This is a genomic window from Bacillus sp. TH22 (assembly GCF_016651015.1).
GTDB lineage: Bacteria > Bacillota > Bacilli > Bacillales > Bacillaceae_G > Bacillus_A > Bacillus_A mycoides.
Map to the genome: position 1 here is coordinate 3,274,835 of NZ_JAEKER010000001.1, position 23,693 is coordinate 3,298,527.

Genomic DNA, 23,693 nt, shown 5'->3' on the forward strand with positions numbered 1-23,693 from the left:
CTTTTGAGATTGCTGACGGTTATGTAAAGGAAAAGAGTAGGTGCACCTATTCTTTTCCTTCAATCATGAGCAAGAATATCTTGCAACGTAGATTAGGAAGAGGATTCTTACTAATCGTGCCAACTTCCGGAAAAAAGGTGGTGAAAACCTGTGGCATCTTTACGCGATATAAAAGCGAAGATTAACTCGACAAAGAAAACGAGTCAAATTACGAAAGCGATGGAGATGGTATCTGCATCTAAGTTAAACCGTGCAGAACAAAATGCTAAATCTTTCGTTCCGTATATGGAAAAGATTCAAGAAGTAGTAGCGAGCATTGCGCAAGGAAGTAAAGGGATTAATCATCCAATGCTAAATGCGCGTCCTGTAAAGCGTACAGGGTACATCGTTATTACATCTGATCGCGGACTAGCAGGTGGTTATAACAGTAACGTATTACGTACAGTAAGTAACGTAATTCGTGAACGTCATAATATGGATTCAAACCAATATTCAATTATTGTGCTTGGACGACTAGGACGTGATTATTTAAAACGTCGCGGCTTTAACATCATTGATGAAGTAGTTGGATTATCTGACCACCCATCATTTACTGATATTAAAGATATTGCTTCTCGAGCAATTGCGATGTTCGCAGATGGTGCTTATGATGAGCTGTATATTTACTACAATCATTATGTAAGTAAAATTTCACAAGAAGTAACGGAAAATAAAATTTTACCGCTTACGGATGTGGCGTCTGATAAACCGACGACAGCTTATGAATTCGAACCTTCTGAAGAAGAAATTTTAAAAGTATTATTGCCACAATACGCAGAAAGCTTAGTGTACGGTGCATTACTAGACGGTAAAGCAAGTGAGCACGCGGCGCGTATGACAGCAATGAAGAGTGCTACAGACAACGCAATGGAAGTTATCGATTCACTTACACTTTCATTCAACCGTGCGCGTCAAGCAGCGATTACGCAAGAAATTACGGAAATCGTTGGTGGAGTAGCAGCGTTAGAATAGTATTAAAAAGCGTAGGTGGCTTGCTCAGAAGGCGCGAAATGACCGACTGTTCTAGCCGCTGGAACTAGATTCAATAAAAAGTGGAAGCGGCTCGTCCAGAACAGGAGAGTCGCGTAAGCTATAAACTAATAAAAATTAAAAGCCGACTTCTCTTAGAAAGCTGGCTAATTAAAAGAAAGCTAGGAGGGAACCCGATGAATAAAGGGCGCGTTACGCAAATCATGGGTCCGGTTGTAGACGTTAAGTTTGATGGCGGAAAGCTACCAGAAATCTACAACGCCCTTACGGTAAAACAAAGCAACGAAAACGGAGCAAGCATTAACTTAACATTTGAAGTTGCACTTCATTTAGGTGATGACACAGTTCGTACAGTTGCAATGTCTTCCACAGATGGACTTGTTCGTGGCACAGAAGTAGAAGATACTGGTAAAGCAATCTCTGTACCAGTTGGTGATGCAACACTTGGTCGTGTATTTAACGTATTAGGTGATGCAATTGACTTAGATGGTGATGTTCCTGCGGATGTACGTCGTGATCCAATTCACCGTCAAGCGCCTGCATTCGAAGAGTTATCTACTAAAGTAGAAATTCTTGAAACTGGTATTAAAGTAGTAGACTTACTTGCTCCTTACATTAAGGGTGGTAAGATCGGTCTATTCGGTGGTGCCGGTGTAGGTAAAACAGTATTAATTCAGGAATTAATTAACAACATCGCACAAGAGCACGGTGGTATCTCTGTATTCGCTGGTGTAGGTGAGCGTACTCGTGAAGGTAACGACTTATACCACGAAATGAGCGATTCCGGCGTAATTAAGAAAACTGCGATGGTATTCGGACAAATGAACGAGCCACCTGGAGCACGTCAACGTGTTGCATTAACAGGTTTAACAATGGCTGAACATTTCCGTGATGAGCAAGGACAAGACGTACTATTGTTCATCGATAACATCTTCCGTTTCACGCAAGCGGGTTCTGAAGTATCTGCCCTTCTTGGTCGTATGCCATCTGCGGTAGGTTACCAGCCAACACTTGCAACAGAAATGGGTCAATTACAAGAGCGTATTACATCTACAAATAAAGGATCTATCACGTCTATCCAAGCGGTATACGTACCAGCCGATGACTATACGGATCCAGCACCAGCTACAACGTTCGCTCACTTAGATGCAACAACAAACTTAGAGCGTCGTTTAACACAAATGGGTATTTACCCAGCCGTAGATCCATTAGCATCTACATCTCGTGCGCTTTCTCCAGAAATCGTAGGAGAAGAGCATTATGGAGTAGCTCGTCAAGTACAGCAAACTTTACAGCGTTATAAAGAGCTTCAAGATATCATCGCTATCTTAGGTATGGATGAGTTATCTGAAGAAGATAAGTTAGTTGTACATCGTGCTCGTCGTATTCAATTCTTCTTATCACAAAACTTCCACGTAGCTGAACAGTTTACAGGTCAAAAAGGTTCTTACGTACCTGTAAAAAATACAGTTAGTGGTTTCAAAGAAATTCTAGAAGGAAAATATGATGACCTTCCAGAAGATGCGTTCCGTCTTGTTGGTAGCATTGAAGAAGTTATTGAAAACGCGAAGAAAATGATGGCGTAAGGCCTTAGGAGGGACGAATTATGAAGACATTTCCAGTCAGTATTGTAACTCCTGATGGACCGGTTTACGAAAAAGAAGTAGAAATGGTAAGCGTAAAAGCAGAGAGTGGGGAAATGGGGATCTTACCAGGTCACATTCCAACTGTTGCACCTTTAAAAATTAGTGCGGTCCGTCTGAAAAATGGTGGGCACACTGATTATGTAGCAGTAAGCGGTGGCTTTATCGAAGTTCGTCCAGATAAAGTAACTGTATTATCATCATCTGCTGAAGAAGCAAACCATATCGATATCCATCGTGCAAATGAATCGAAACGTCGCGCTGAGCAACGTATGCAAGATAAACAAGCGCATGTTGACTTTAGACGTGCAGAAATGGCCTTGCAGCGTGCTGTGAACCGTTTAAACGTTTCTGATATGAAGTAAAAAAATCCGTAAGGGCTCTTGCCTTTACGGATTTTTTGTTATGGATATAAATAATAAGAGGAAAAAAAAGCCTCTCTTTAGGTAGGAGAGAGCATCTAGCCGTGCATAGAAGCGGTCAGAGCCTTTTTTTTGCCCCATGCCAAGTGAAAATCAAGAAATAAAAAGAACTGCAGGTTCGTTTTTTGTTATGCATAGATGTGTTTTATTTAAATGTCGAAACTGAAACTCAATTTAATAGATAGAATAAACTGACAAAATTGGTATAATTATATTGTTGTTTGTATAAGTAGAGAATATATAACAATTTATATTTCATAAAGGAGATGAACAAATGATCGGTGAAATGAAACGAGAAGCATTGTACTCTTTAAAGGGAAAATGGGGACTAGGTGTTGGATCAACGATTTTACATATTATTTTAAGTTATGTTGTTTCAATGGCTGCAATGCTTATACTTTTAATTCCAGGAATTATTATATTTTTCTTAGTTGTTGGTTTAGCAGGTTCAATTGAAGAGGAAGCAATATCAGTCGGGGCAGGTATTACATTTGGAATTTTTTATTGCATAATGATAATTTTGAGTAATGCATCTTATGGTATTACATCATACGGTTATACGAATGTGTTGCTACAAATTAGTAAACGAGAAGATGCTAGAGTAGATTATTTATTTGAAGGATTTCGTGGCTTTAAAAGAATGATGAAAACAATGTGGGCTATGCTTGCGATTTTGTTATATACAGGTACGTGGATTCCGATGTTGTTACTAAGTGTATTCGCGTTTTTTGGTGAGGAAGGGAATGTATCGTTAACAATTGCTTTCTTTGTACTATTAGCTATTTCGATTGTTGTAATGATTGTGATGTATTTTTCTTATGCGATGACGTATTATGTTATGGTTGAAAATCCAGATTATAGCGTTTCACAGGCGATGAAAGAAAGTAAGAACTTTATGAAGGGGCATAAACTAGATTTATTTCTTTTATGGCTTAGCTTCATAGGATGGGCTATTTTAGCAATTCTTACTCTTGGAATAGGATTTCTTTGGCTTAGTCCATATGTAGGTACAACGACAGCACATTTTTATCGCTATATTGCAAAAGGTGAATTGCAGTAGGAACATGCTATACTAATAGAATTATTACGTATTGGAGGCTAATTATGATTAGTGATTTAAAAGGAGAAGCACTAGATTCACTAGAAGGAAAATGGGGCTTAGCTGTTGGGGCAACATTACTTATTTCGATTCTTATTTCAGCTTTTAGTTTTAGTGTTGATTTCATTTTCTCTCAGGTTTGGGATTGGAAAGAAGTAGATAACTCACTTTCAGTAGATGTTATTACAATATTGATGGTAGGTCCATTAACGCTAGGTGGTTATTGTTTAGCACTACATATAATTCGTGAAAAAGAAGCGCGTATTGGGCATATATTCAGATGGTTTACGGAAGGAAGTAAGTTTATAAAGTCATTTTTATTATATATAGTAGTAAACATTTATATTTTCTTATGGTGCTTACTATTTATTATTCCGGGCATTATTAAATCATTTTCTTATGCGATGACGTATTTTATTATAAATGATCATCCTGAGTATTCAATAAATCAAGCTATTACAGAAAGTCGTCGTATGATGGCTGGACATAAGATGGAATATTTCATTTTATGTTTAAGTTTTATTGGTTGGTTTATATTAAGTTGTATTACATTAGGGATTGGATTTTTATGGTTGATTCCATATTTTTATACAACGACAGCAGCTTTTTACGAAGAGATTGCAGAAGAATATTACGAAAAAAGAATTCCGACACTTTAAAAAACACCCAGTGTGAACTATTGGTTCATACTGGGTGTTTTTTGTAGAAATTTTATAAACTGTTTACTTGTTAGAGGTTTACTGAAATAGTAACCTTGCATGTATTTACAGTTGTTTTTTTGCAGAAATTTAAGCTGTTTTTCTGTTTCAATTCCTTCAGCAATGACAGAGAGATTTAAAGTATTTGCAAGGGAAAGGATAGTGGAAACGATGGCTCTTTCTTCAGGCCGATGATCGGCTAGTTGTGTAAATTCTTTTGGTACTTTTAATGTATCGATAGGGAAAATTGATAAATAAGCAAGAGAAGAGTAGCCGGTACCGAAGTCATCAATGGACGTTTGAATACCATATTCTTTTAATTGCTTTAGTCTCGATAATGTTTCTTTTTCATCAATCATCGCAATTCGTTCTGTTAGTTCAAGTGTTACATCTTTCGGGTCAATCTTAACGTCCTTTAGTATTCGTGAAATATTTTCGATTAATTGATTTTGTTGAAATTCTTTCGCTGATAAATTGACACTCATTTTTAAGTTTGTGTATCCAAAAATTTGCCATATTTTTAGTTGAAGACAAGATTCTCGTAGCACCCAATGTCCAAGTGGGATGACCTGCGGAGTCTCTTCCACAATTGGAATGAACTCACATGGTGAAATGTCACCTAGGAGCGGGTGTTTCCAACGGATTAAAGCTTCGGCACCGATGATTTTATTCGTTGTAATGTCAACTTGTGGTTGATAGACGAGAAAGAATTCTTTATTTACTAAAGCAAGTGGTAAATCTTTTTCAATTCGAGCTTTTCGCTCCATTTTTTTATATAACTCTTTCGTATAAAGTGAGCTACCATTCTTTCCTTTATTTTTGGTTTCGTACATAGCCATATCAGCATGTTGTAAAATAGATAACGGATCTTCGCCTGCTTCTGGGTATATTGCAATCCCGATACTTGGCGAGATTTGTAAATGTTGATTTTCAATTTCGAATGGCTCATTCATAGATAGTACAATCATATCAGCTATTTTTTGTACATCTCTATCTTCTTTATAATCTTCTATAAGAATTGTGAATTCATCCCCAGCTAACCGAGCAAGTTTCATATTTGACGTCGATATTCTTTCTAGTCTTTTTGCTACAGCAATTAAAAGAAGATCTCCTACCCGGTGACCGAGAGTATCGTTAATAACTTTAAAACGGTCTAAATCGAGAAACATAACAGCAAAAGGTCTTTTCGATATTTTTGCTCGTGCAATTGCCTTTTCTAACTGTTGATGAAATGAACGGCGATTCGCAAGTTCCGTTAAAGTATCGTGATATGCTAGGAAATTAATTTGCTCTTGTTGCTGCTTACTTTCTGTAATATCTTTAATCATTAAATAGGCCCCAGAAATATGTTCCTTTAAAAAGATGGGAACAGCTGTAACATGTAAGTAGTAAATATCTCTATTTTTATGATATGCCCGTATTTCTAAAGAAATAGATTTCCCTTTTTTCACGTGATGAAAGGCATTAATAATTTCTTCTAAATCTTGTTCATACATAAGTGAATAGTATGGTTGGTTTAATAATTCATTCGTTTGATAACCGAGTAAAGTAGTTCCAGCGTTGTTCACATTGAGAAAATTACCGTACAAATCTAATGTGAAAATTGGATCTGGATGATGCTCGTATAAAGATTTAAACATTTGTTGGTTATGATATAACTCATTTTTTTGTTCTACTAAATCTTCTGTACGTAGTTCGATTTGTTTCTCGAGTTCTAAGCTGAATTGCATTTGTGCTAGCAATAATATTTTATTTTGTCTTCGAACTAACGTATGGCGTATGAGAACGAAGGCGAAGGTTACCATAAGCCCAATTACTACGATAGGTGCAAAAATATTTTCGACCAATATAAAAACAATAAGCATCACGACAGAAATATACGGTAATGATAATCGGATTGATTCACCAACTTGAGGCGTTAGTAATATTTGTTCTTGTTTTTCGGGCTCTTTTGTGTGAAGTATACAAGCGATTGCTACTAATACTAAGGTTACTTGATATAATGGAGCAACTGTGAACATAGAGTGCTCAGGCTGGAAGTATTTTATATAAGCATAAATAGCATCCGTAGTAGCATACAAAATTAAAGCACTGCCAAGAAGAGCACCAACTTGCTTTGGTAGTAAGGATAATGGTCTGAATAAAAGGTTGATTCCTATTAAAAGAAAGAGTAGATCAGCCATTGGATACGTGAGTTGAACAAACATGTCGATATATGATGTTGTAAAAATATGAATGGTTCTTTCAATAAGTAAATAGTAGCTTAAAGTAAATTGAGCAGTAACAATAATACAAATATCACATATCGTAAAAAGCTGTTCCAATAAATCTCGGCCATAAATAATTTCATATAGAAAGGCAAATGCAAAGCTAATTAAAAATAATAAGTAAAAAAAGTCTGATGGATCAACGAATGTATAGTAGTCATGCAGAATTAAGCGTTGATAAGCAACTACTATATCGCCGATGAAATAAGAGAAGGATCCGATAGTTAATGTTATCCAAAACAAACGAGATAACCCTTGTTTTATATTTGAAAAATAATATATATAACTGCAAATTGTAATATCAATTAATATGGTACTTATTCCAGTTAATATTTGAAATGGGAGTGCGTACTCATATAAAAAGGACATTGATACGTAATGAATAGCTATATACAACAATGAAATGCTTATAAGAATACTTACATGTGTTTGTTTTTTCATTTATATCACCCACTGTATATACATAAGAACCACCTTTTTGTAGTTTATGTTTTTTATGATTGCTTGAAAACATATAGAATTTCTATATTTATTTTACACATTTATAATGAGTTGTAAAAATAGATTTGCTCAGCAAGTATTAATTGTTGTTTCTGTTCCCAATATATCGACATAGGAATTTGAAGTTTGCTATAATGAATTAAATAGTTGCATTATTTAGAAAAATTTAAAAATAATAAATGATGCAAGTAAGACATATTGTTTACTATGTGAACTTGTTCTTAATTCAGGGGGGAGGGTTTCACAATGGCAAGTGTATATGAAAATAGTTATATGATCGTTTTGATTTTCTTGCTATTAGGTATATTGCTGCCGGTAGTGGCTCTTACATTAGGGAAAATGCTGCGTCCAAACAAACCGAGTGCAGCGAAAGCGACGACGTATGAGAGTGGAATTGAGCCTTTTCATGATGCAAATATTCGGTTTCATGCTCGTTATTACATTTTCGCTTTATTGTTCGTCATCTTTGATGTAGAAACTTTATTTTTATACCCATGGGCTGTTGCATATGACAAGCTTGGTTTATTTGCACTGATTGAAATGCTCATTTTTGTTGTGATGTTGCTAGTTGGATTAGCGTATGCTTGGAAAAAGAAGGTGTTACAATGGTTATAAATTTTGAGGAATTACACCCACAGGAGCGAGCGGAATTAGAAAGGAATATCTTTTTTTCTACATTGGAACAGTTGAAGGGATGGGCGCGGAGCAACTCTTTATGGCCGATGACATTTGGACTGGCATGCTGTGCGATTGAAATGATGGGAGTAGGCTCATCACATTACGATTTAGATCGATTTGGGTCATTTTTTCGGACTTCACCAAGACAATCGGACGTCATGATTGTGTCAGGAACGGTAACGAAGAAAATGGCACCTATTGTTCGGCGCCTATATGATCAAATGCCTGAACCGAAGTGGGTAATTGCGATGGGATCTTGTGCAACGGCCGGTGGTCCGTATGTGAATTCATATGCTGTTGTGAAAGGTGTAGATCAAATTGTACCAGTTGATGTGTATATTCCTGGATGCCCTCCAAATCCTGCTGCTTTAATTTATGGAATTAATAAATTAAAAGAAAAAATTCGTTACGAGGCGAGGACCGGGAAGCAGGTGACGAATAAATGAGTGATCCAAATAAAGACTTAGAAAGTATGAAAAGAGAAGCAGCCCGTCATGCGAAAGAGGAAGCGCGAAAACGTCTTGCTGCGAAACATGGGGCGGAAATGTCTAAACTTGAAGGAGAACATCGAGAAAAAGAGAAAGCGCTACCAAAAGATAAAGGGGTTAATGTAGAAGAAGCGAAGGCGAAAGCTGCAGCAGCTGCAAAAGCAAAAGCAGCGGTATTAGCGAAGCAAAAGCGAGAAGGATCAAAAGAAGTAACGGACGAGGAAAAAGTTAAAGAAAAGGCGAAAGCCGCAGCAGCCGCAAAAGCAAAAGCAGCAGTATTAGCGAAGCAGAAGCGAGAAAGATCAGAAGAAGTAACGGACGAGGAAAAAGTTAAAGAAAAGGCGAAAGCCGCAGCAGCTGCAAAAGCAAAAGCAGCAGTATTAGCGAAGCAAAAGCGAGAAAGATCAGAAGAAGTAACGGACGAGGAAAAAGTTAAAGAAAAGGCAAAAGCCGCAGCAGCTGCAAAAGCAAAAGCAGCAGTATTAGCGAAGCAAAAGCGAGAAGGATCAGAAGAAGTAACGGACGAAGAAAAAGCCAAAGCGAAGGCAAAGGCCGCAGCAGCCGCAAAAGCAAAAGCAGCAGTATTAGCGAAGCAGAAGCGAGAAGGATCAGAAGAAGTAACGGACGAAGAAAAAGCCAAAGCGAAGGCAAAGGCCGCAGCAGCCGCAAAAGCAAAAGCAGCGGCATTAGCGAAGCAAAAGCGAGAAGGATCAGAAGAAGTAACGGACGAAGAAAAAGCTAAAGCGAAGGCAAAGGCTGTAGCAGCTGCAAAAGCAAAAGCAGCAGCGTTAGCGAAGCAGAAAGCCTCACAAGGTGAGGGGGATTCTGGAGATGAGAAAGCAAAGGCAATTGCAGCCGCGAAAGCGAAAGCCGCTGCTGCGGCAAGGGCAAAGGGATCTGTAAATAAGATAGAAGACGAACTGCAGCAGGAAGAACCATCAGTTAACCAACCATATTTAAATCGCTATGTGGAGGTTGTTAAGGAGAGGGTAGGAGAATATGCATTAGTAGATTCCTATATTAATAAGCTTTCAAAAGATGTTCCAACGCTTGTGGCGGAGCCTTCGAAATATTATGAAGTGATGGAGTTAATGCGATTGCATGAGGGACTTGCTTTTGATTATATGTCAGAGCTACATGCGACGGATTTTGTGACACATATGGAAGTATACGTTCATTTATTTTCATATGGAAAGAAACAGTCAGTAGCAGTGAAGGTAAAGCTCGATAGGGAAGCGCCGCAAGTAAAATCGGTGACGCCGCTTTGGAAAGGGGCAGATTGGCCGGAGCGCGAAGCGTATGATTTGCTCGGTATTGTATTTGAAGGTCATCCTAATTTATCTCGCATTTTAATGCCGGATGATTGGGTGGGGTATCCGCTTAGGAAGGATTATGAACCGTATGATGTGGAGGTGTAGCTTGTGATCCGTACGGAAGAGATGCTCTTAAATGTAGGGCCGCAGCATCCGAGTACACATGGTGTGTTTCGGCTTGTAATTAAGATTGACGGGGAAATTATTAAAGAGGCTACACCGGTTATCGGATATTTGCATCGCGGAACAGAAAAGATAGCTGAGAGCTTGCAATATACACAAATTATCCCGTATACAGATCGAATGGACTATTTATCAGCAATGACGAATAATTACGTCCTTTGCCACGCTGTAGAGACGATGATGGATCTTGAGATTCCAGAGCGTGCTGAATATTTACGGGTGCTTGCGATGGAGCTTGGGAGGGTTGCGAGCCATCTCGTCTGGTGGGGAACGAACCTGCTTGATATAGGAGCGGTTAGTCCATTTTTATATGCCTTTCGCGAACGAGAGATGATTATAAATTTATTAAGTGAATTGTGCGGTGCAAGGCTTACTTTCAACTATATGAGAGTCGGCGGCGTGAAGTGGGATGCGCCAGACGGCTGGATTGAAAAGGTGAAAGAGTTTGTTCCGTATATGAGGGAGCAGTTGGAAGGGTATCACGACCTTGTTAGCGGAAATGAAATTTTCTTAAATCGTGTGAAAGGCGTTGGCGTATATAGCGCGGAAGAGGCGATCTCGTATTCATTAAGCGGCGCAAATTTGCGGTGCACGGGAGTTCGCTTTGATCTTCGCAAAGATGAGCCGTATTCTATTTATGATCGTTTTGACTTTGATGTTCCTGTTGGGAGCACGGGAGATGCTTGGGACCGCTACGTTTGCCGGATGAAGGAAATTGAGGAGTCATTAAAAATTATTGAGCAAGCAGTCGAGCAGTTCCCGAAAGACGGCGCTGTGCTGGCGAAAGTGCCGAAAATTATTAAAGCACCTAAGGGAGAAGCGTTCGTCCGGATAGAGTCACCGCGGGGAGAGATTGGCTGTTATATTGCTAGTGATGGAAAGAAAGAGCCGTACCGCTTGAAATTTCGCAGACCGTCTTTTTATAATTTGCAAATCTTACCGAAGTTATTGAGAGGTGAAAACATCGCCAATTTAATTACGATTTTAGGTGGGGTTGATATTGTACTTGGGGAGGTTGACGGCTAATGATTGAGACGCTCTTACAATCACCTTCAAGCTGGACGAATTTCTTCATTTTTTTCGGATTAGCGGTGCTTCTATTATTTGCAGTCCTTGGCTTCGTTACATACGGTATTTTGGCAGAACGGAAAGTGATGGGATTTATGCAAGGGCGGATTGGACCAAACCAAGTTGGGGGCCGGTTCGGTTTACTCCAAACGGTAGCTGATGTTTTGAAACTATTATTAAAAGAAGATAGCATTCCGAAAGCTGCTGATAAACCGTTGTTTATATTAGCACCTGTTATTGCATTCGCACCAGCATTTATGGTGCTTGCGGTTATCCCGTTTACTGATAAATTTCAGTTCGCGGATATTGGCGTGGGATTGCTGTATTACATTGCTGTCTCTGGGATTACGACGATTGGAGTTGTAACTGGGGGATGGGCATCAAATAATAAATATTCCCTTTTAGGAGGGATGCGTGCGGCAGCGCAAATGATTTCTTATGAGATTCCACTTGTGATGAGTGTAATTGGCGTCGTTTTGTTAGCTGGTAGTCTTAACTTGAATGAAATTGTAGCGGCGCAGGAAAAGGTATGGTACATTTTCGCACAGCCAATCGGTTTCGTCATTTTCTTAATCGCGGCAGTTGCAGAGTTAAATAGGACACCGTTTGATTTACCCGAAGCGGAGTCAGAACTTGTTTCAGGATACCATACGGAATACTCAGGTTTTCGATGGGCGTTTTTCATGCTTTCAGAGTATGTGTATTTCTTCGGGATGTCATCTTTAATTACAGTACTCTTTTTAGGAGGCTGGAATCCAGTTATGTTCCTTGGGTTTATTCCAGGAGCCGTATGGTTTGCTTTGAAATTCAGCAGTGTGGTCTTTCTATTGATTTGGTTCCGCGTTACGTTCCCGCGCATAAGAGGTGACCAGTTAATGGAGTTTGGCTGGAAAGTATTATTACCAATCGCACTTGCAAATATTTTCTTAACGGCATTGATTAAGGAGCTATTCTTCTAATCTATAAAGGGGGTGCCAGTAAGAGATGAAAGGACTATTTAAAGGGTTAAAATATACGCTTAGTAATTTGAGTAAGAAAAAGGTGACGTATGATTATCCAAATCAACCGTTGCCATTACCAGACCGATTTCGAGGTATTCAAAAGTTTTATCCAGAGAAATGTATTGTTTGTAATCAGTGTTCCAACATTTGTCCGACAGATTGCATTCAATTAACAGGAAAAAAACATCCTGATCCTACGAAAAAAGGAAAAATTATCGACACGTATGATATTAATTTTGAAATTTGTATTCTTTGCGATTTATGTACAGAAGTTTGCCCGACAGAGGCGATTGTAATGACAAATAACTTTGAACTTGCAGAGTATTCACGTGATGATTTATTTAAAAATTTGCAGTGGCTTGACGAGAACGACGAGAACATCAGGAAGGAGAATAAAGCATGAACGGCGAGTTTGTAGCTTTCTTTATATTATCCTTGTCTGCGATTATCGGCGGCGTTCTTATGCTGAATTTAACGAAAGTAATGCATATGATGCTGGCCCTTGTGCTTACGTTCCTTAGCATTGCGGGTTTGTACTTTCTCTTATCAGCCGAATTTATCGGAGTGGCACAAATTTTACTTTACTCTGGTGCAATCACTATTATTATGATTTTTGGCATTATGTTAACGAAACATAACGCGGAAAATGAATCGCGCCTTACTCTTCGAAAATGGATTATCTTCTTTGCGGTTGTAGCATTTGGAGCAGTTATGTATTTCGCTGTTAATAGTATCGATTTTTCAAATCAAAGCACACAAGGAAGTTTACCTCTCCATGAAAATAACACACTTCAAATCGGTACACTTCTCTATTCAAAATATATTATTCCATTCGAATTAACCTCAGTTATTTTACTTGTAGCACTTGTAGGAGCGATTATCCTTGCGAAGAAGGATGAGGGAGAGGAGGATTCCCATGAGTAGCGTTCCGGCTTCTGCGTATTTAACACTTGCGATTATTTTGTTTTGCATCGGCTTATTTGGAGCTTTAACAAAGCGAAATACAGTAATTGTACTAGTTTGTATCGAATTGATGTTAAACGCCGCCAATTTAAATCTAGTAGCGTTTAGTAAATTAGGCTTGTTTCCGAATTTAACAGGACAAATTTTTTCGCTGTTTACGATGTCTGTAGCGGCAGCGGAGGCAGCGGTAGGTCTTGCAATTTTGATTGCTTTGTACCGTAATCGCCCGACAGTTCATGTAGATGAGATGGATACGCTCAAAGGATAGCATTGTGACCGAAAAGGGGGAAGGAAACAATGATCGATTATGCATGGCTCATACCGCTTTTCCCGCTTGTTTCGTTTTTGTTACTTATTGTGTTCGGGAAGAAAATTAGAGAGGGAAGTAGTGTACTAGGTATTTTCTTTACCTTTCTCTCCTTTATATCCGCGGTAGTGGTACTAATAGAAAGATTTTCATCCGAGGCAGTGAAGCATAAGTGGGTATGGCTTAGGGTAGGAGATATAGATATATCATTTGGTTTTGAAGTTACCGCATTAGGGGCTTTAATGTTGTTTATCGTTACACTTGTAAGTTTTCTTGTACATGTGTACTCAAAAGGTTATATGAAAGGTGACACTAGATTACCAACCTTTTATGCATATTTAGGGCTCTTTACCTTTGCGATGCTTGGGCTAGTTATATCGACGAATTTATTACAGCTTTATATATTTTGGGAGTTAGTCGGCCTTGGTTCGTTTTTACTTATCGGTTTTTATTTCTTTAAAGAAGAAGCGAAGGCTGCTGCGAAAAAGGCTTTTATTATGACACGCATTGGGGATGTTGGGCTATTTATTGGGATGATATTAATTTTTTGGCACGCAGGTAGTTTTGAATATGACGCGATTTTTAAAGCGATTCATACGGGCGACCTCTCTCCTTCTATGATTACAATAACGGCGATATTAATTTTTATCGGTGCGATGGGGAAATCGGGTCAGTTCCCGCTTCATACATGGTTGCCAGATGCAATGGAAGGACCGACGCCTGTTTCGGCGCTTATTCACGCGGCAACGATGGTTGCAGCCGGCGTATATTTAGTAGCGACGATGTTCCCGCTATTTTCAGCAAGTGCGGTAGCGATGCAAACTGTGGCAATCGTTGGGGCTTTCACCGCAATCTTTGCGGCCTCTATCGGTCTAGTGCAAACTGATATTAAGAGGGTTCTTGCTTACTCTACAGTTAGCCAGCTCGGGTATATGATGCTTGCGCTAGGCTCGGCTGGTTATGTAGCTGGTATCTTTCACTTAACGACACACGCCTTTTTTAAAGCATTATTGTTCCTGGCAGCAGGAAGTGTAATTCATGCAGTCCATACGCAAAACATTAATAAAATGGGCGGTTTACAGAAAAAGATGAAAGTAACCGGTGCACTATTTTTAATAGGCACACTTGCAATTAGTGGTGTTCCTCTGCTTTCCGGATTTTTTAGTAAAGATGAAATTTTAGCGGCGGCTTGGATGAATGGCAATTACTTTCTATTCGTTTTAGCAGTAATTGCGGCATTTCTAACAGCATTTTATATGTTCCGTTTATACTTTCTTGTCTTTACAGGGGAAACGAAGACGAAGGAAGAGGTGCATGAATCACCTCGCACCATGACGTATCCGATGATTGTCCTTGGTGTTCTTGCGGTAGTGGCAGGCTATATAAATACACCGTGGTTCGGGACGTTTCTTGGGGATTGGCTTACGAAAGATATAGGATTCCAGGTGAAGGAAGTGCATGGACCTGTTTGGATTATGGTTGTTGCGACGCTCGTTTCATTCGCAGGAATTGCCCTTGCGTATTTCATATATGGCAAGAAATCTATCTCTAGAGATTGGGCCGGCGGAGAAGGGACGTCTCTTTATAACCTTTTGAAAGAAAAATATTATGCGGATGAACTATACAATGCGGCAGTACTTCCTATTACGAAAGGAATCGCTCATGTGCTTCGCTTATTTGAAGTATACGTTGTAGAAGGAATCGCAGTTTTAATTGCTGGACTCGTTAAAGGTATGAGTGGACTAGGATCACGGCTTCAAAACGGGAATGTACAAGTGTATGGAACTGTAACAGCAGTTTCGCTCGCAGTGCTCCTAATTATTTTGTTATATACGGGAGGGGATTTACGGTGAATGGATTGCTATTAACGTTCTTCATTTTTTCCCCGCTTTTAGGAATTCTCTTGCTTTTATTAACGCCGAAACGAGAATCGCGTACAGTGCAGGCGCTTGGTTTATTCGGAACGGCGCTTCCATTTGGAATTGCTATCGTCCTTGCTTGTACATACGCTTCAGGAAAGAGCTTATCGATATTTGATGAAAAGGTGAAATGGATTCAATTTGGGGATTTCACAGCAGTGGACAAAAGGTGGTTTTCAATTTATTACGAGCTCGGCATTGATGGTTTATCGCTTGTAATGATGGTGCTCACAGCCCTTCTAGCGATGCTTGCAGCTATTGCGGCATTTTCTATTAAAAGAAATTTGAAAGCATTCTACATGCTGTTACTCATGTTAGAAATAGGTATGCTCGGTGTCTTCGCTGCTCAAAATTTAATGTTGTTCTTCATGTTCTTTGAGATTACGTTGCCACCAATGTTTTTATTAATTGGCAAGTGGGGGAAATTGTCGAGTGAAAAGGCTGCATATAGTTATTTAATATATAACGGTATTGGATCAGCTATTTTACTTATCGTTTTCTCGGTTTTATTTGCGAAAACAGGTACAACAAATATTGCGGAGCTTAAAGAAATATTAACGAGTGTAGGTGCTGGGGGAGGAATGGCCGTCTCAAGTAGCGTACAGTTCGGCTTGTTTCTTGCCATAATGATTGCTTTTGCGATTAAACTCCCTGTTTTCCCTTTGCATCGCTGGATGGTCAATGTACACATAGAAGCGCATCCTGCTGTAGTTATGCTTCACGCGGGGGTTTTGCTGAAGATTGGCGCGTACGGTATTGTTCGCTTCGGGAAAGGATTATTCCCAGAATATTTTCGTGATTTTGCAACGCTAATTGCGATTTTAGGGGTAATTAATTTATTGTATGGGGCCTTTCTAGCACTCATTCAAACGGACTTTAGAAAGGTACTTGCTTACTCTAGTATTTCGCATATGGGCATTGTATTAATGGGGCTTGCGGCGTTAAATGCACCAGGTACACAAGGGGCATTGTTCCAAGTTGTGTCTCACGGTTTAATTGCGGCCTTACTCTTCTTCTTGCTTGGCATTATTGAAGAGCGTTTCGGGACTTCGGATATTACAGCACTTGGTGGACTTGCAAAAAGTGTTCCGGTGCTTAGCGGTTTCTTCCTAGCGGGCGGTATGGCATCGCTTGGAATGCCAGGGATGTCCGGATTTATTAGCGAATTCCTTGCCTTTCTCGGTTTATTCCAAGGGAAACCGGTTATCGCCGCCGCAGGTGTACTTGGAATTATTTTAACCGCTGTATACGTATTAAGAGCGACACTTCAAGTGACATTTGGTAAGAAAGAATGGGAAGCGAAATCTGATATACACGGATGGGAGTACGTTCCTGTTATAGTGCTTATCGTTTGTATTATTGCAATTGGGGTAATGCCGGAACTACTAGGGAATCCACTTCAAACTACATTGAAAACATTGGGGGTGAAGTAGGATGGATATGAACACGTTACTTAGCTTATCATGGCATCTCATGGTACCAGAATTCATTATTCTTGGGGCAGCCATCCTTCTTTCCATATGTGATTTGTTTTTTAAGCTGAACCATAGGTATGTTGCGATTGGTGCAATTGCCGCTGCCTTGTTAGCGATAGTGTCATTAATGACGCTATATAGCGAACCGGCAGGAGATATTTTAAATGGATCGTTTGTACTAGATGGATTTTCAAAAGGATTTAAAACATTGTTATTAGGCGGAGCAGCTCTCGTTTTATGTATGGCAATAAGCGATGACAAGAAGGAGCCTATTCAAGATAAAGGAGAATACTATTATTTGTTTTTAATGGCGCTTCTTGGAGCGATGTTCATGGCTTCTAGCGTTGATTTCATCACATTGTTCGTTGGTTTAGAGTTGCTTTCGCTTTCTTCTTATATTTTAGTAGGAATCCGAAAAAGAAACCGCGCATCGAATGAGGCTGCAATGAAATATGTCATTAACGGAGGAATTGGAACAGCAATTACACTCTTTGGAATGAGCTATTTATACGGTATTACAGGGTCGACCAACATAGTGGAAATGCAAAAGGCATTTACGCAAGGATTGGCCGGGGGCATTCAGTTATTGTTAGCCCTCGCATTTCTACTTTTGCTCGTTGGACTCTCATTCAAAATTGCAACAGTGCCATTTCATATGTGGGCACCAGATGTGTATGAGGGGGCGGCTACACCTGTCACTGCTTTTCTCGGAACGATTTCTAAAATTGCTGGTTTTCTACTCATTACGCGTTTGTTTCTTATGGTGTTTGCAGGTGTGGCAATCCAAGGAGACGCACAATCTTTGTACGGGCGTATGAGTATATACATTGCGGTACTAGCTAGTATTACGATGATTGTTGGGAACGTAGTAGCATTAAAGCAATACAACGTAAAACGTCTATTTGCCTATTCAGGTATCGCGCATGCTGGCTATTTGCTAGTCCCTCTTGTAGCGCTATCGCAGTTTACGATGGATAGTATGTGGTTTTATATGCTTGCATATATGCTTATGAATATAGGAGCATTTGCAATCATCCACGGATTAATCTTACAAAATGATAAGGAAAATATGACGATTTTTACAGGGTTATATAAGCGATCCCCCTTTACAGCTATAGTGATGACGGTCTTTATTTTATCGTTAGCTGGAATACCAGGGACAGCAGGTTTCATCGGAAAAATTAACATTTTTTTAGGGGCACTTCATGTTGAACCTGCTCATTACGTATTAGCTTCTATTATGATGGGGACGACGGTTATTTCATTCATATATTATTTCCAAATATTACAGCAAATGTTTTTCCGCAAGGGAGAAACAGAAGAAAAGCTCCGATTACCGTTAAATATAAAGATTGTCATGAGTCTTTGCGCAATTTCAATTGTAATACTAGGGATTATGCCGATGATTGGTTACAATTTCTTTTATGAACATTTTCCATTAATGAAGGATTTCTTCTTCTTGGGGAACGTGGTACAATAGTGGAAATAAAAGGTGTAGAGTCCGTACTCTACGCTTTTTATTTTGGAGTAACAGCAAATGAAAACGTCTATAGGTACATGTTTTCCGAGAGAAAATTACGATGTAAGATGCTTATTTGCGTTTGAAAAAGTGTGGCTCCTACTTATTTATGGTATCGTTTTTTACATTTTGCGTAAGTAGTAGCCAAGCAAAAAAAGGGGTCGATTTTTTGGCACATCTTTTAGGGCAACAAGCACTGATTGCCATTGTTTCGCATTTATTGTTTATTACCATTACGTGGTGGGCCTTACAAGGTATTCACATTGAGCGCTTAATGAAGTCTGGAAAAGTGATGCAGACGAGAGTATTACTTATCCTAATTACAATTGCAATTGGGACATCTGTAAGTAACTTTTTCCTTGATTATTTAGGCTATTCAAAGAGTTTAACGTATTTAGTAAAGTAAGTGTATAGAACCTCATATCTCCGTTAACAATGGGGATAGGAGGGGATGAAATTGAAGTTTAAAGCCATTCTTATCGTTATCGTAAGTGTTGTTTTATTTTTGGTTGGATATAAAGAGATGAAACCTATAAGCGACGAACAGAAAATGGAGAGCATGATTGCAGCTTTAGAGAAGAACGATGCAAAAGTAGAGCGGTGGTCATGGTTAGCGCGAGAAACGAAAACAATTTCTAATATACATACGTTTCAAAAATTGTTAAACGATGTGAAGGAAGAGGCAAACATCGAAAGTTGGGAATTAGAACAATCTCCAGATGGATATAAGGCTACATCCTATAAAAAATCTTCTTCACATGAAGAACGAATAGTAGTAACTTGGAGTAAGGAAAATACTAAAGAAAACACTTTTATTATTTTTGAAGTGAGCGGGGCGAAATGGGACCCGAAGTACGTTCAGAACATGGATAAAATTTTTAGTGAAAAACCTATAATTTACACTTGTGTTCAAGGTGTACTGAATGATAAGATTGAAGGTGTTTTGCAAAATAAAACCAATCAGGTTTTGAAAGATCTTTCAGCAAGAGCGATCGAACAGATAGAAGAAAGAGCATTTGTATCAGTCTCCGCATATAATAAAAAGTGGAATGACGCTCTTTCAACAAATAGAGAGAAAATAAATGTGCAAATAGCAATACGTTCTACAAACAACAAAGATACAATTGTGGTTGGCACACCGATCATAACTTCTGAGTATTGAGTGAATAGATACTGAAAAAAGGACACGGAGGGGAATAATTTGGAAAAGATCATCGTCCGTGGCGGAAAGCGGTTAAGCGGCACAGTGCGTGTTGAGGGCGCAAAAAATGCTGTATTACCTATAATCGCTGCAGCCCTATTAGCGAGTGACGGAAAGAATGTACTATCTGAAGTACCAGTATTATCTGATGTATACACAATTAACGAGGTATTACGTCATTTAAATGCTGAAGTCGTATTTGAAAATAACCAAGTAACAATCGATTCTTCTAAAGAATTAAACATTGAAGCACCATTTGAGTATGTACGTAAGATGCGTGCATCTGTTCAAGTAATGGGACCATTATTAGCACGTAACGGTCGTGCTCGTATTGCACTTCCTGGTGGATGTGCAATTGGTTCACGTCCAATTGACCAACATTTAAAAGGCTTCGAAGCAATGGGAGCGAAAGTAAAAGTTGGTAACGGATTTGTTGAGGCACACGTAGAGGGCGAACTAAAAGGAGCTAAAATTTATTTAGACTTCCCAAGCGTAGGCGCGACAGAAAACATTATGTCTGCAGCTACATTAGCAAAAGGGACAACAGTCCTTGAAAACGCAGCGAAAGAGCCAGAAATCGTTGACTTAGCTAACTTCTTAAATGCAATGGGAGCGAAAGTACGTGGAGCTGGAACTGGAACGATTCGTATTGAAGGCGTTGAAAAATTATATGGTGCAAACCACCCTATTATTCCTGACCGTATTGAAGCAGGAACATTCATGGTTGCAGCGGCAATTACAGGTGGAGACATCTTAATTGAAAATGCTGTGCCTGAACATTTACGCTCAATTACAGCGAAAATGGAAGAAATGGGTGTTAAAATTATTGAGGAAAATGAAGGTGTACGTGTTATCGGCCCAGATAAGTTAAAAGCGGTTGATATTAAAACTATGCCTCATCCAGGTTTCCCAACAGACATGCAATCACAAATGATGGCATTATTACTACATGCTGATGGAACAAGTATGATTACAGAAACGGTATTCGAAAACCGCTTTATGCACGTTGAAGAATTCCGTCGTATGAATGCTGATATTAAAATCGAAGGTCGTTCTGTAATTATGAACGGTCCAAGTAGCTTGCAAGGAGCTGAAGTTGGCGCAACTGATTTACGTGCTGCAGCAGCATTAATCTTAGCTGGTTTAGTATCAGAAGGTTATACTCGTGTAACAGAGTTAAAACATCTTGACCGCGGTTATGTAGACTTCCATAAGAAATTAGCTGCATTAGGTGCAACTATTGAACGTGTAAACGAAAAAGTAGAAGAAGTGAAAGAACAAGAAGTTTCTGATCTTCACGCTTAATTGAAGTAGTCTCTATGTCTTTTGACATAGGGGCTATTTTTTTTTGGGTTATTACTGTTATAGTCAATAAATTCTATACTTATGCACGTCTCAGTAAAAATATTTAGAAAATTTTTGTTTTATTCCACTATTTGCGGTCAGTAAAACCCCACTGATTATAGTTTCACTTTATACCGATACCCCCAAGTATGTTCTAAAAGATCCCGTATTTCCATAAGAATGAAAGGAATCCAACTTTATCCCGCATTAACGGTCAGTAAAACTCCCACCTCAAAATTCGGCTGAAGCAAAGAAGTTAAGTGGGAGCCCTGCTGCCCGTAAATGCCCGATTGGTTCAACTAATAATCAGTGGGGGATGAACAAAACCCCCCACTGATTAAAGTTTCACTTTATATTGGGGGAATAGGATGAAATTTTCAAAGCCACTTTTCATTACAGTAGCGCTCTTAATAGCGCTCGTTATCATTGTACCTGCTGCTCTTGTTATTCCGTTTGCGAAAGCAAAAGTAGGGGAAGAAGCAGCTTCTAAAACTCCTCCAGCGATAGAAAGTATACCAGCTCCAGGGAAAGTGGATACAGCGGTTCAAGTTGCTGTATATCGTGATCAGCAGAAGAAGGTAGAAACATTACCTATGGAGGAGTATGTGGCCGGTGTAGTAGCTTCTGAGATGAATGCCAGCTTTGAAATAGAGGCGCTAAAGGCGCAGGCATTAGCAGCAAGAACATTTGTAGTGCAGCGCATGCTAAGCGGAGGTAAGAAAAACAATGCGGACGTGACAGATACGGTGAAAGATCAAGTGTACAAAAGCAAAGAGGAATTGAAGAAACAATGGGGTAATAACTACGAAAATAATTTAAAGAAAATTGAGGAAGCCGTTTCGAAAACCGCAGGACAAGTTTTAACGTATGATGGAAAACCAATTTCAGCATCCTTCTTCTCAACGAGTAACGGACGAACAGAAAATGCAGCTGATTATTGGGGAAATGATTATCCATACTTAAAGAGTGTAGATAGTCCGTGGGATCAAGCCTCTCCAAAATTTACGAGTGAGCAAAAATTCACAGTAGCTGATTTTCAAAAACGTCTCGGTGTGAAAATACTAGCAAACGGAAAGGTTGGTAATATTAAAGACCTTACGGAAGGAAAGCGAGTAAAGGATGTAGAGTTCCAAGGGAAAACATTAACAGGAAAACAAGTTCGTGAAAAGTTAGATTTACGCTCCTCAGACTTTACGTGGAAACAAGAAGGGGATAACATCACCGTTACGACGAAAGGATTCGGTCACGGCGTCGGTATGAGCCAGTACGGTGCGAATGGTATGGCAGGGGAAGGTAAGAAATATACAGAGATAGTTGCTCATTACTATAAAGGCGTTGAAATAAAGACGATGAATGATTATGAAGGGAAATTGATGGTGAAGAAGTAGGTGTCAGGGGTTTCCTGATACCTACTTCTTTTTTGTTTAAAATATCATAATCTTCCATTAATTGTTTGGTATAATAGGATAAAAACATTTGGGGGAGACGAAATGGCGCTACTGGAGTTGAAACAGTTAGGGAAGACGAACCAGTTACCGGCAATTGAGCTAGAGGTTGAGAAGGGACAATGTGTTGTTTTGCAGTGTAATAACCATACAGCTAAAGTGTTGCACCGCATCATTATCGGTGAAGAAGAAGCTTCAACTGGGAATGTACTATTTGAAGGCACAGCGATTGGAAAGAAGAATTATTCCCGCATTGGTTTTTGTTTTTTGAAAGATGAAGCATACGACCGTTTGAAGGTGAAGGAGTACTTCAAGTTTATATTAGGGCTTTATGAATCCAATATGAGTATGGAAGAGGTAGTACAATATGTCGGTCTCCTAGATAAGTTGAACGTTAAAATAGAAAAATTATCATTTTCAGAGAGACGCCGTCTTCATCTTGGGCGAGTTATGATTCATAATCCGGATTTAGTTATTTTAGAAGAGCCAGAGCAAAATGTCGATACAGAGAGTACGATCATTATTCGAAAAGCGATTATGAAAATGAAAGAGCAAGGAAAGGCAATCTTTATTACGTCCTCCTTTTTATCAGATGCCCTTTCGCTGACAGAAGATGTATACATATTAAATAACAATGGTGTGAAAAAGGTAGAAATTGAGCAAGAAGAAGTGAAAGAAGTTGACGAAGAAAAGGTCATTCAAATGATTCCGCAAATGAAATTAGAAAGGATACCAGCGAAAGTGAATGATAAAATCATTTTACTGGATCCGATGGAAATCCATTTCATTGAAACACAAAATGGAGTGACACATATTCATGTGCGCGAAGGTGATTTCGTATGTACATTAACATTAAGTGAACTAGAAGTGAGATTAACAGGATTCGGGTTCTTCAGATGTCATCGCTCGTACCTCGTTAATTTACAAAGAGTACGAGAAGTCATTACGTGGACACGTAATAGTTTTAGTTTAATTTTGGATGACGAAAGAAAAAGTTCAATCCCGCTTTCAAAAGGAAGAATGGATGAGTTAAAAGGTGTAATTGGGATATAAAAATGCTCCGATAAGCTCAAAATACGATTCATTCAACAGTAAAAATACTCCTTTTACTGGTATTTTACTGCGTAAAC

General features: G+C 39.1%; 22 protein-coding genes. 21 read left to right on the forward strand and 1 reads right to left on the reverse strand.

Going from position 1 to position 23,693, the window contains the following annotated elements:
• Positions 1 to 150: 150 nt before the first annotated feature.
• From atpG to JFU18_RS16595, 5 genes are all read left to right on the forward strand, one after another.
• On the forward strand, positions 151 to 1,011 hold the full coding sequence (gene atpG / locus JFU18_RS16575; RefSeq protein WP_002016283.1) for a F0F1 ATP synthase subunit gamma: 861 nt from the start codon (positions 151 to 153) through the stop codon (positions 1,009 to 1,011).
• Between the two features lie 194 nt (positions 1,012 to 1,205).
• Positions 1,206 to 2,615, forward strand: coding sequence for a F0F1 ATP synthase subunit beta (atpD, locus tag JFU18_RS16580; RefSeq protein ID WP_002139020.1), 1,410 nt, complete (start codon positions 1,206 to 1,208; stop codon positions 2,613 to 2,615).
• 20 nt (positions 2,616 to 2,635) lie between these two features.
• Positions 2,636 to 3,037: a F0F1 ATP synthase subunit epsilon gene (gene atpC / locus JFU18_RS16585; RefSeq protein ID WP_002016279.1), complete on the forward strand. Its 402-nt coding sequence runs from the start codon at positions 2,636 to 2,638 to the stop codon at positions 3,035 to 3,037.
• A 331-nt stretch (positions 3,038 to 3,368) separates the two neighbouring features.
• Positions 3,369 to 4,154: a DUF975 family protein gene (locus tag JFU18_RS16590; RefSeq protein WP_201034549.1), complete on the forward strand. Its 786-nt coding sequence runs from the start codon at positions 3,369 to 3,371 to the stop codon at positions 4,152 to 4,154.
• 44 nt (positions 4,155 to 4,198) lie between these two features.
• The gene (locus tag JFU18_RS16595) at positions 4,199 to 4,852 is read left to right on the forward strand and encodes a DUF975 family protein (protein ID WP_085312853.1); all 654 of its coding nucleotides are present in this window, start codon (positions 4,199 to 4,201) and stop codon (positions 4,850 to 4,852) included.
• A gap of 17 nt (positions 4,853 to 4,869) precedes the next feature.
• Here the strand turns inward: JFU18_RS16595 and JFU18_RS16600 are convergent, their stop codons facing one another.
• Positions 4,870 to 7,599 (reverse strand): putative bifunctional diguanylate cyclase/phosphodiesterase, encoded by a 2,730-nt coding sequence (locus JFU18_RS16600; protein WP_201034548.1) that lies wholly within the window; start codon positions 7,597 to 7,599, stop codon positions 4,870 to 4,872.
• 306 nt (positions 7,600 to 7,905) lie between these two features.
• Here JFU18_RS16600 and nuoA point away from each other — a divergent pair, with 306 nt between their 5' ends.
• From nuoA to JFU18_RS16680, 16 genes are all read left to right on the forward strand, one after another.
• Complete coding sequence (gene nuoA / locus JFU18_RS16605; protein ID WP_000179270.1) at positions 7,906 to 8,274, forward strand: NADH-quinone oxidoreductase subunit NuoA; 369 nt, start codon at positions 7,906 to 7,908, stop codon at positions 8,272 to 8,274.
• Positions 8,265 to 8,783: an NADH-quinone oxidoreductase subunit NuoB gene (gene nuoB, locus JFU18_RS16610; RefSeq protein ID WP_002089729.1), complete on the forward strand. Its 519-nt coding sequence runs from the start codon at positions 8,265 to 8,267 to the stop codon at positions 8,781 to 8,783. The genes nuoA and nuoB overlap by 10 nt, the downstream gene beginning before the upstream one ends.
• Positions 8,780 to 10,243, forward strand: a complete 1,464-nt coding sequence (locus JFU18_RS16615) for an NADH-quinone oxidoreductase subunit C (protein ID WP_201034547.1) — start codon at positions 8,780 to 8,782, stop codon at positions 10,241 to 10,243. Before nuoB ends, JFU18_RS16615 begins: the two co-directional genes overlap by 4 nt.
• Positions 10,244 to 10,246: 3 nt before the next feature.
• Positions 10,247 to 11,347 (forward strand): NADH-quinone oxidoreductase subunit NuoD, encoded by a 1,101-nt coding sequence (gene nuoD / locus JFU18_RS16620; RefSeq protein WP_201034546.1) that lies wholly within the window; start codon positions 10,247 to 10,249, stop codon positions 11,345 to 11,347.
• Positions 11,347 to 12,348, forward strand: a complete 1,002-nt coding sequence (nuoH, locus tag JFU18_RS16625; RefSeq protein WP_002068471.1) for an NADH-quinone oxidoreductase subunit NuoH — start codon at positions 11,347 to 11,349, stop codon at positions 12,346 to 12,348. The genes nuoD and nuoH overlap by 1 nt, the downstream gene beginning before the upstream one ends.
• A 25-nt stretch (positions 12,349 to 12,373) precedes the next feature.
• Positions 12,374 to 12,793 carry an NADH-quinone oxidoreductase subunit NuoI gene (nuoI, locus tag JFU18_RS16630; protein ID WP_002016193.1) on the forward strand — a complete coding sequence of 140 codons (420 nt, stop codon included), beginning with the start codon at positions 12,374 to 12,376 and terminating at the stop codon, positions 12,791 to 12,793.
• Positions 12,790 to 13,314, forward strand: a complete 525-nt coding sequence (locus JFU18_RS16635; protein WP_001012819.1) for an NADH-quinone oxidoreductase subunit J — start codon at positions 12,790 to 12,792, stop codon at positions 13,312 to 13,314. The genes nuoI and JFU18_RS16635 overlap by 4 nt, the downstream gene beginning before the upstream one ends.
• A complete protein-coding gene (gene nuoK, locus JFU18_RS16640) occupies positions 13,307 to 13,621 on the forward strand; it encodes an NADH-quinone oxidoreductase subunit NuoK (protein ID WP_000100081.1) in 315 nt (104 codons plus the stop codon). The genes JFU18_RS16635 and nuoK overlap by 8 nt, the downstream gene beginning before the upstream one ends.
• A 29-nt stretch (positions 13,622 to 13,650) precedes the next feature.
• The gene (gene nuoL / locus JFU18_RS16645; protein ID WP_201034545.1) at positions 13,651 to 15,513 is read left to right on the forward strand and encodes an NADH-quinone oxidoreductase subunit L; all 1,863 of its coding nucleotides are present in this window, start codon (positions 13,651 to 13,653) and stop codon (positions 15,511 to 15,513) included.
• Positions 15,510 to 17,012, forward strand: coding sequence for an NADH-quinone oxidoreductase subunit M (locus JFU18_RS16650; protein WP_201034544.1), 1,503 nt, complete (start codon positions 15,510 to 15,512; stop codon positions 17,010 to 17,012). Before nuoL ends, JFU18_RS16650 begins: the two co-directional genes overlap by 4 nt.
• 7 nt (positions 17,013 to 17,019) lie before the next feature.
• Complete coding sequence (nuoN, locus tag JFU18_RS16655; protein ID WP_085313028.1) at positions 17,020 to 18,534, forward strand: NADH-quinone oxidoreductase subunit NuoN; 1,515 nt, start codon at positions 17,020 to 17,022, stop codon at positions 18,532 to 18,534.
• A gap of 208 nt (positions 18,535 to 18,742) precedes the next feature.
• Positions 18,743 to 18,979, forward strand: coding sequence for a DUF1146 family protein (locus JFU18_RS16660; protein WP_002016201.1), 237 nt, complete (start codon positions 18,743 to 18,745; stop codon positions 18,977 to 18,979).
• Between the two features lie 51 nt (positions 18,980 to 19,030).
• A complete protein-coding gene (locus JFU18_RS16665; RefSeq protein WP_002139032.1) occupies positions 19,031 to 19,735 on the forward strand; it encodes a YwmB family TATA-box binding protein in 705 nt (234 codons plus the stop codon).
• A 39-nt stretch (positions 19,736 to 19,774) separates the two neighbouring features.
• Positions 19,775 to 21,079: a UDP-N-acetylglucosamine 1-carboxyvinyltransferase gene (murA, locus tag JFU18_RS16670; RefSeq protein WP_002068497.1), complete on the forward strand. Its 1,305-nt coding sequence runs from the start codon at positions 19,775 to 19,777 to the stop codon at positions 21,077 to 21,079.
• Between the two features lie 407 nt (positions 21,080 to 21,486).
• On the forward strand, positions 21,487 to 22,506 hold the full coding sequence (gene spoIID, locus JFU18_RS16675) for a stage II sporulation protein D (protein WP_201034543.1): 1,020 nt from the start codon (positions 21,487 to 21,489) through the stop codon (positions 22,504 to 22,506).
• 102 nt (positions 22,507 to 22,608) lie between these two features.
• Positions 22,609 to 23,616: a LytTR family transcriptional regulator DNA-binding domain-containing protein gene (locus JFU18_RS16680; protein ID WP_201034542.1), complete on the forward strand. Its 1,008-nt coding sequence runs from the start codon at positions 22,609 to 22,611 to the stop codon at positions 23,614 to 23,616.
• Positions 23,617 to 23,693: the final 77 nt, after the last annotated feature.

What these genes read in the sequence shown, in the direction of transcription:
- atpD (WP_002139020.1), top strand. Translation starts at nt 1,206, where the DNA reads ATGAATAAAGGGCGCGTTACGCAAATCATGGGTCCGGTTGTAGACGTT.
- atpC (WP_002016279.1), top strand. Translation starts at nt 2,636, where the DNA reads ATGAAGACATTTCCAGTCAGTATTGTAACTCCTGATGGACCGGTTTAC.
- JFU18_RS16590 (WP_201034549.1), top strand. Translation starts at nt 3,369, where the DNA reads ATGATCGGTGAAATGAAACGAGAAGCATTGTACTCTTTAAAGGGAAAA.
- JFU18_RS16595 (WP_085312853.1), top strand. Translation starts at nt 4,199, where the DNA reads ATGATTAGTGATTTAAAAGGAGAAGCACTAGATTCACTAGAAGGAAAA.
- JFU18_RS16600 (WP_201034548.1), bottom strand. Translation starts at nt 7,599, where the DNA reads ATGAAAAAACAAACACATGTAAGTATTCTTATAAGCATTTCATTGTTG.
- nuoA (WP_000179270.1), top strand. Translation starts at nt 7,906, where the DNA reads ATGGCAAGTGTATATGAAAATAGTTATATGATCGTTTTGATTTTCTTG.
- nuoB (WP_002089729.1), top strand. Translation starts at nt 8,265, where the DNA reads ATGGTTATAAATTTTGAGGAATTACACCCACAGGAGCGAGCGGAATTA.
- JFU18_RS16615 (WP_201034547.1), top strand. Translation starts at nt 8,780, where the DNA reads ATGAGTGATCCAAATAAAGACTTAGAAAGTATGAAAAGAGAAGCAGCC.
- nuoH (WP_002068471.1), top strand. Translation starts at nt 11,347, where the DNA reads ATGATTGAGACGCTCTTACAATCACCTTCAAGCTGGACGAATTTCTTC.
- nuoI (WP_002016193.1), top strand. Translation starts at nt 12,374, where the DNA reads ATGAAAGGACTATTTAAAGGGTTAAAATATACGCTTAGTAATTTGAGT.
- JFU18_RS16635 (WP_001012819.1), top strand. Translation starts at nt 12,790, where the DNA reads ATGAACGGCGAGTTTGTAGCTTTCTTTATATTATCCTTGTCTGCGATT.
- nuoK (WP_000100081.1), top strand. Translation starts at nt 13,307, where the DNA reads ATGAGTAGCGTTCCGGCTTCTGCGTATTTAACACTTGCGATTATTTTG.
- nuoL (WP_201034545.1), top strand. Translation starts at nt 13,651, where the DNA reads ATGATCGATTATGCATGGCTCATACCGCTTTTCCCGCTTGTTTCGTTT.
- nuoN (WP_085313028.1), top strand. Translation starts at nt 17,020, where the DNA reads ATGAACACGTTACTTAGCTTATCATGGCATCTCATGGTACCAGAATTC.
- spoIID (WP_201034543.1), top strand. Translation starts at nt 21,487, where the DNA reads ATGAAATTTTCAAAGCCACTTTTCATTACAGTAGCGCTCTTAATAGCG.
- JFU18_RS16680 (WP_201034542.1), top strand. Translation starts at nt 22,609, where the DNA reads ATGGCGCTACTGGAGTTGAAACAGTTAGGGAAGACGAACCAGTTACCG.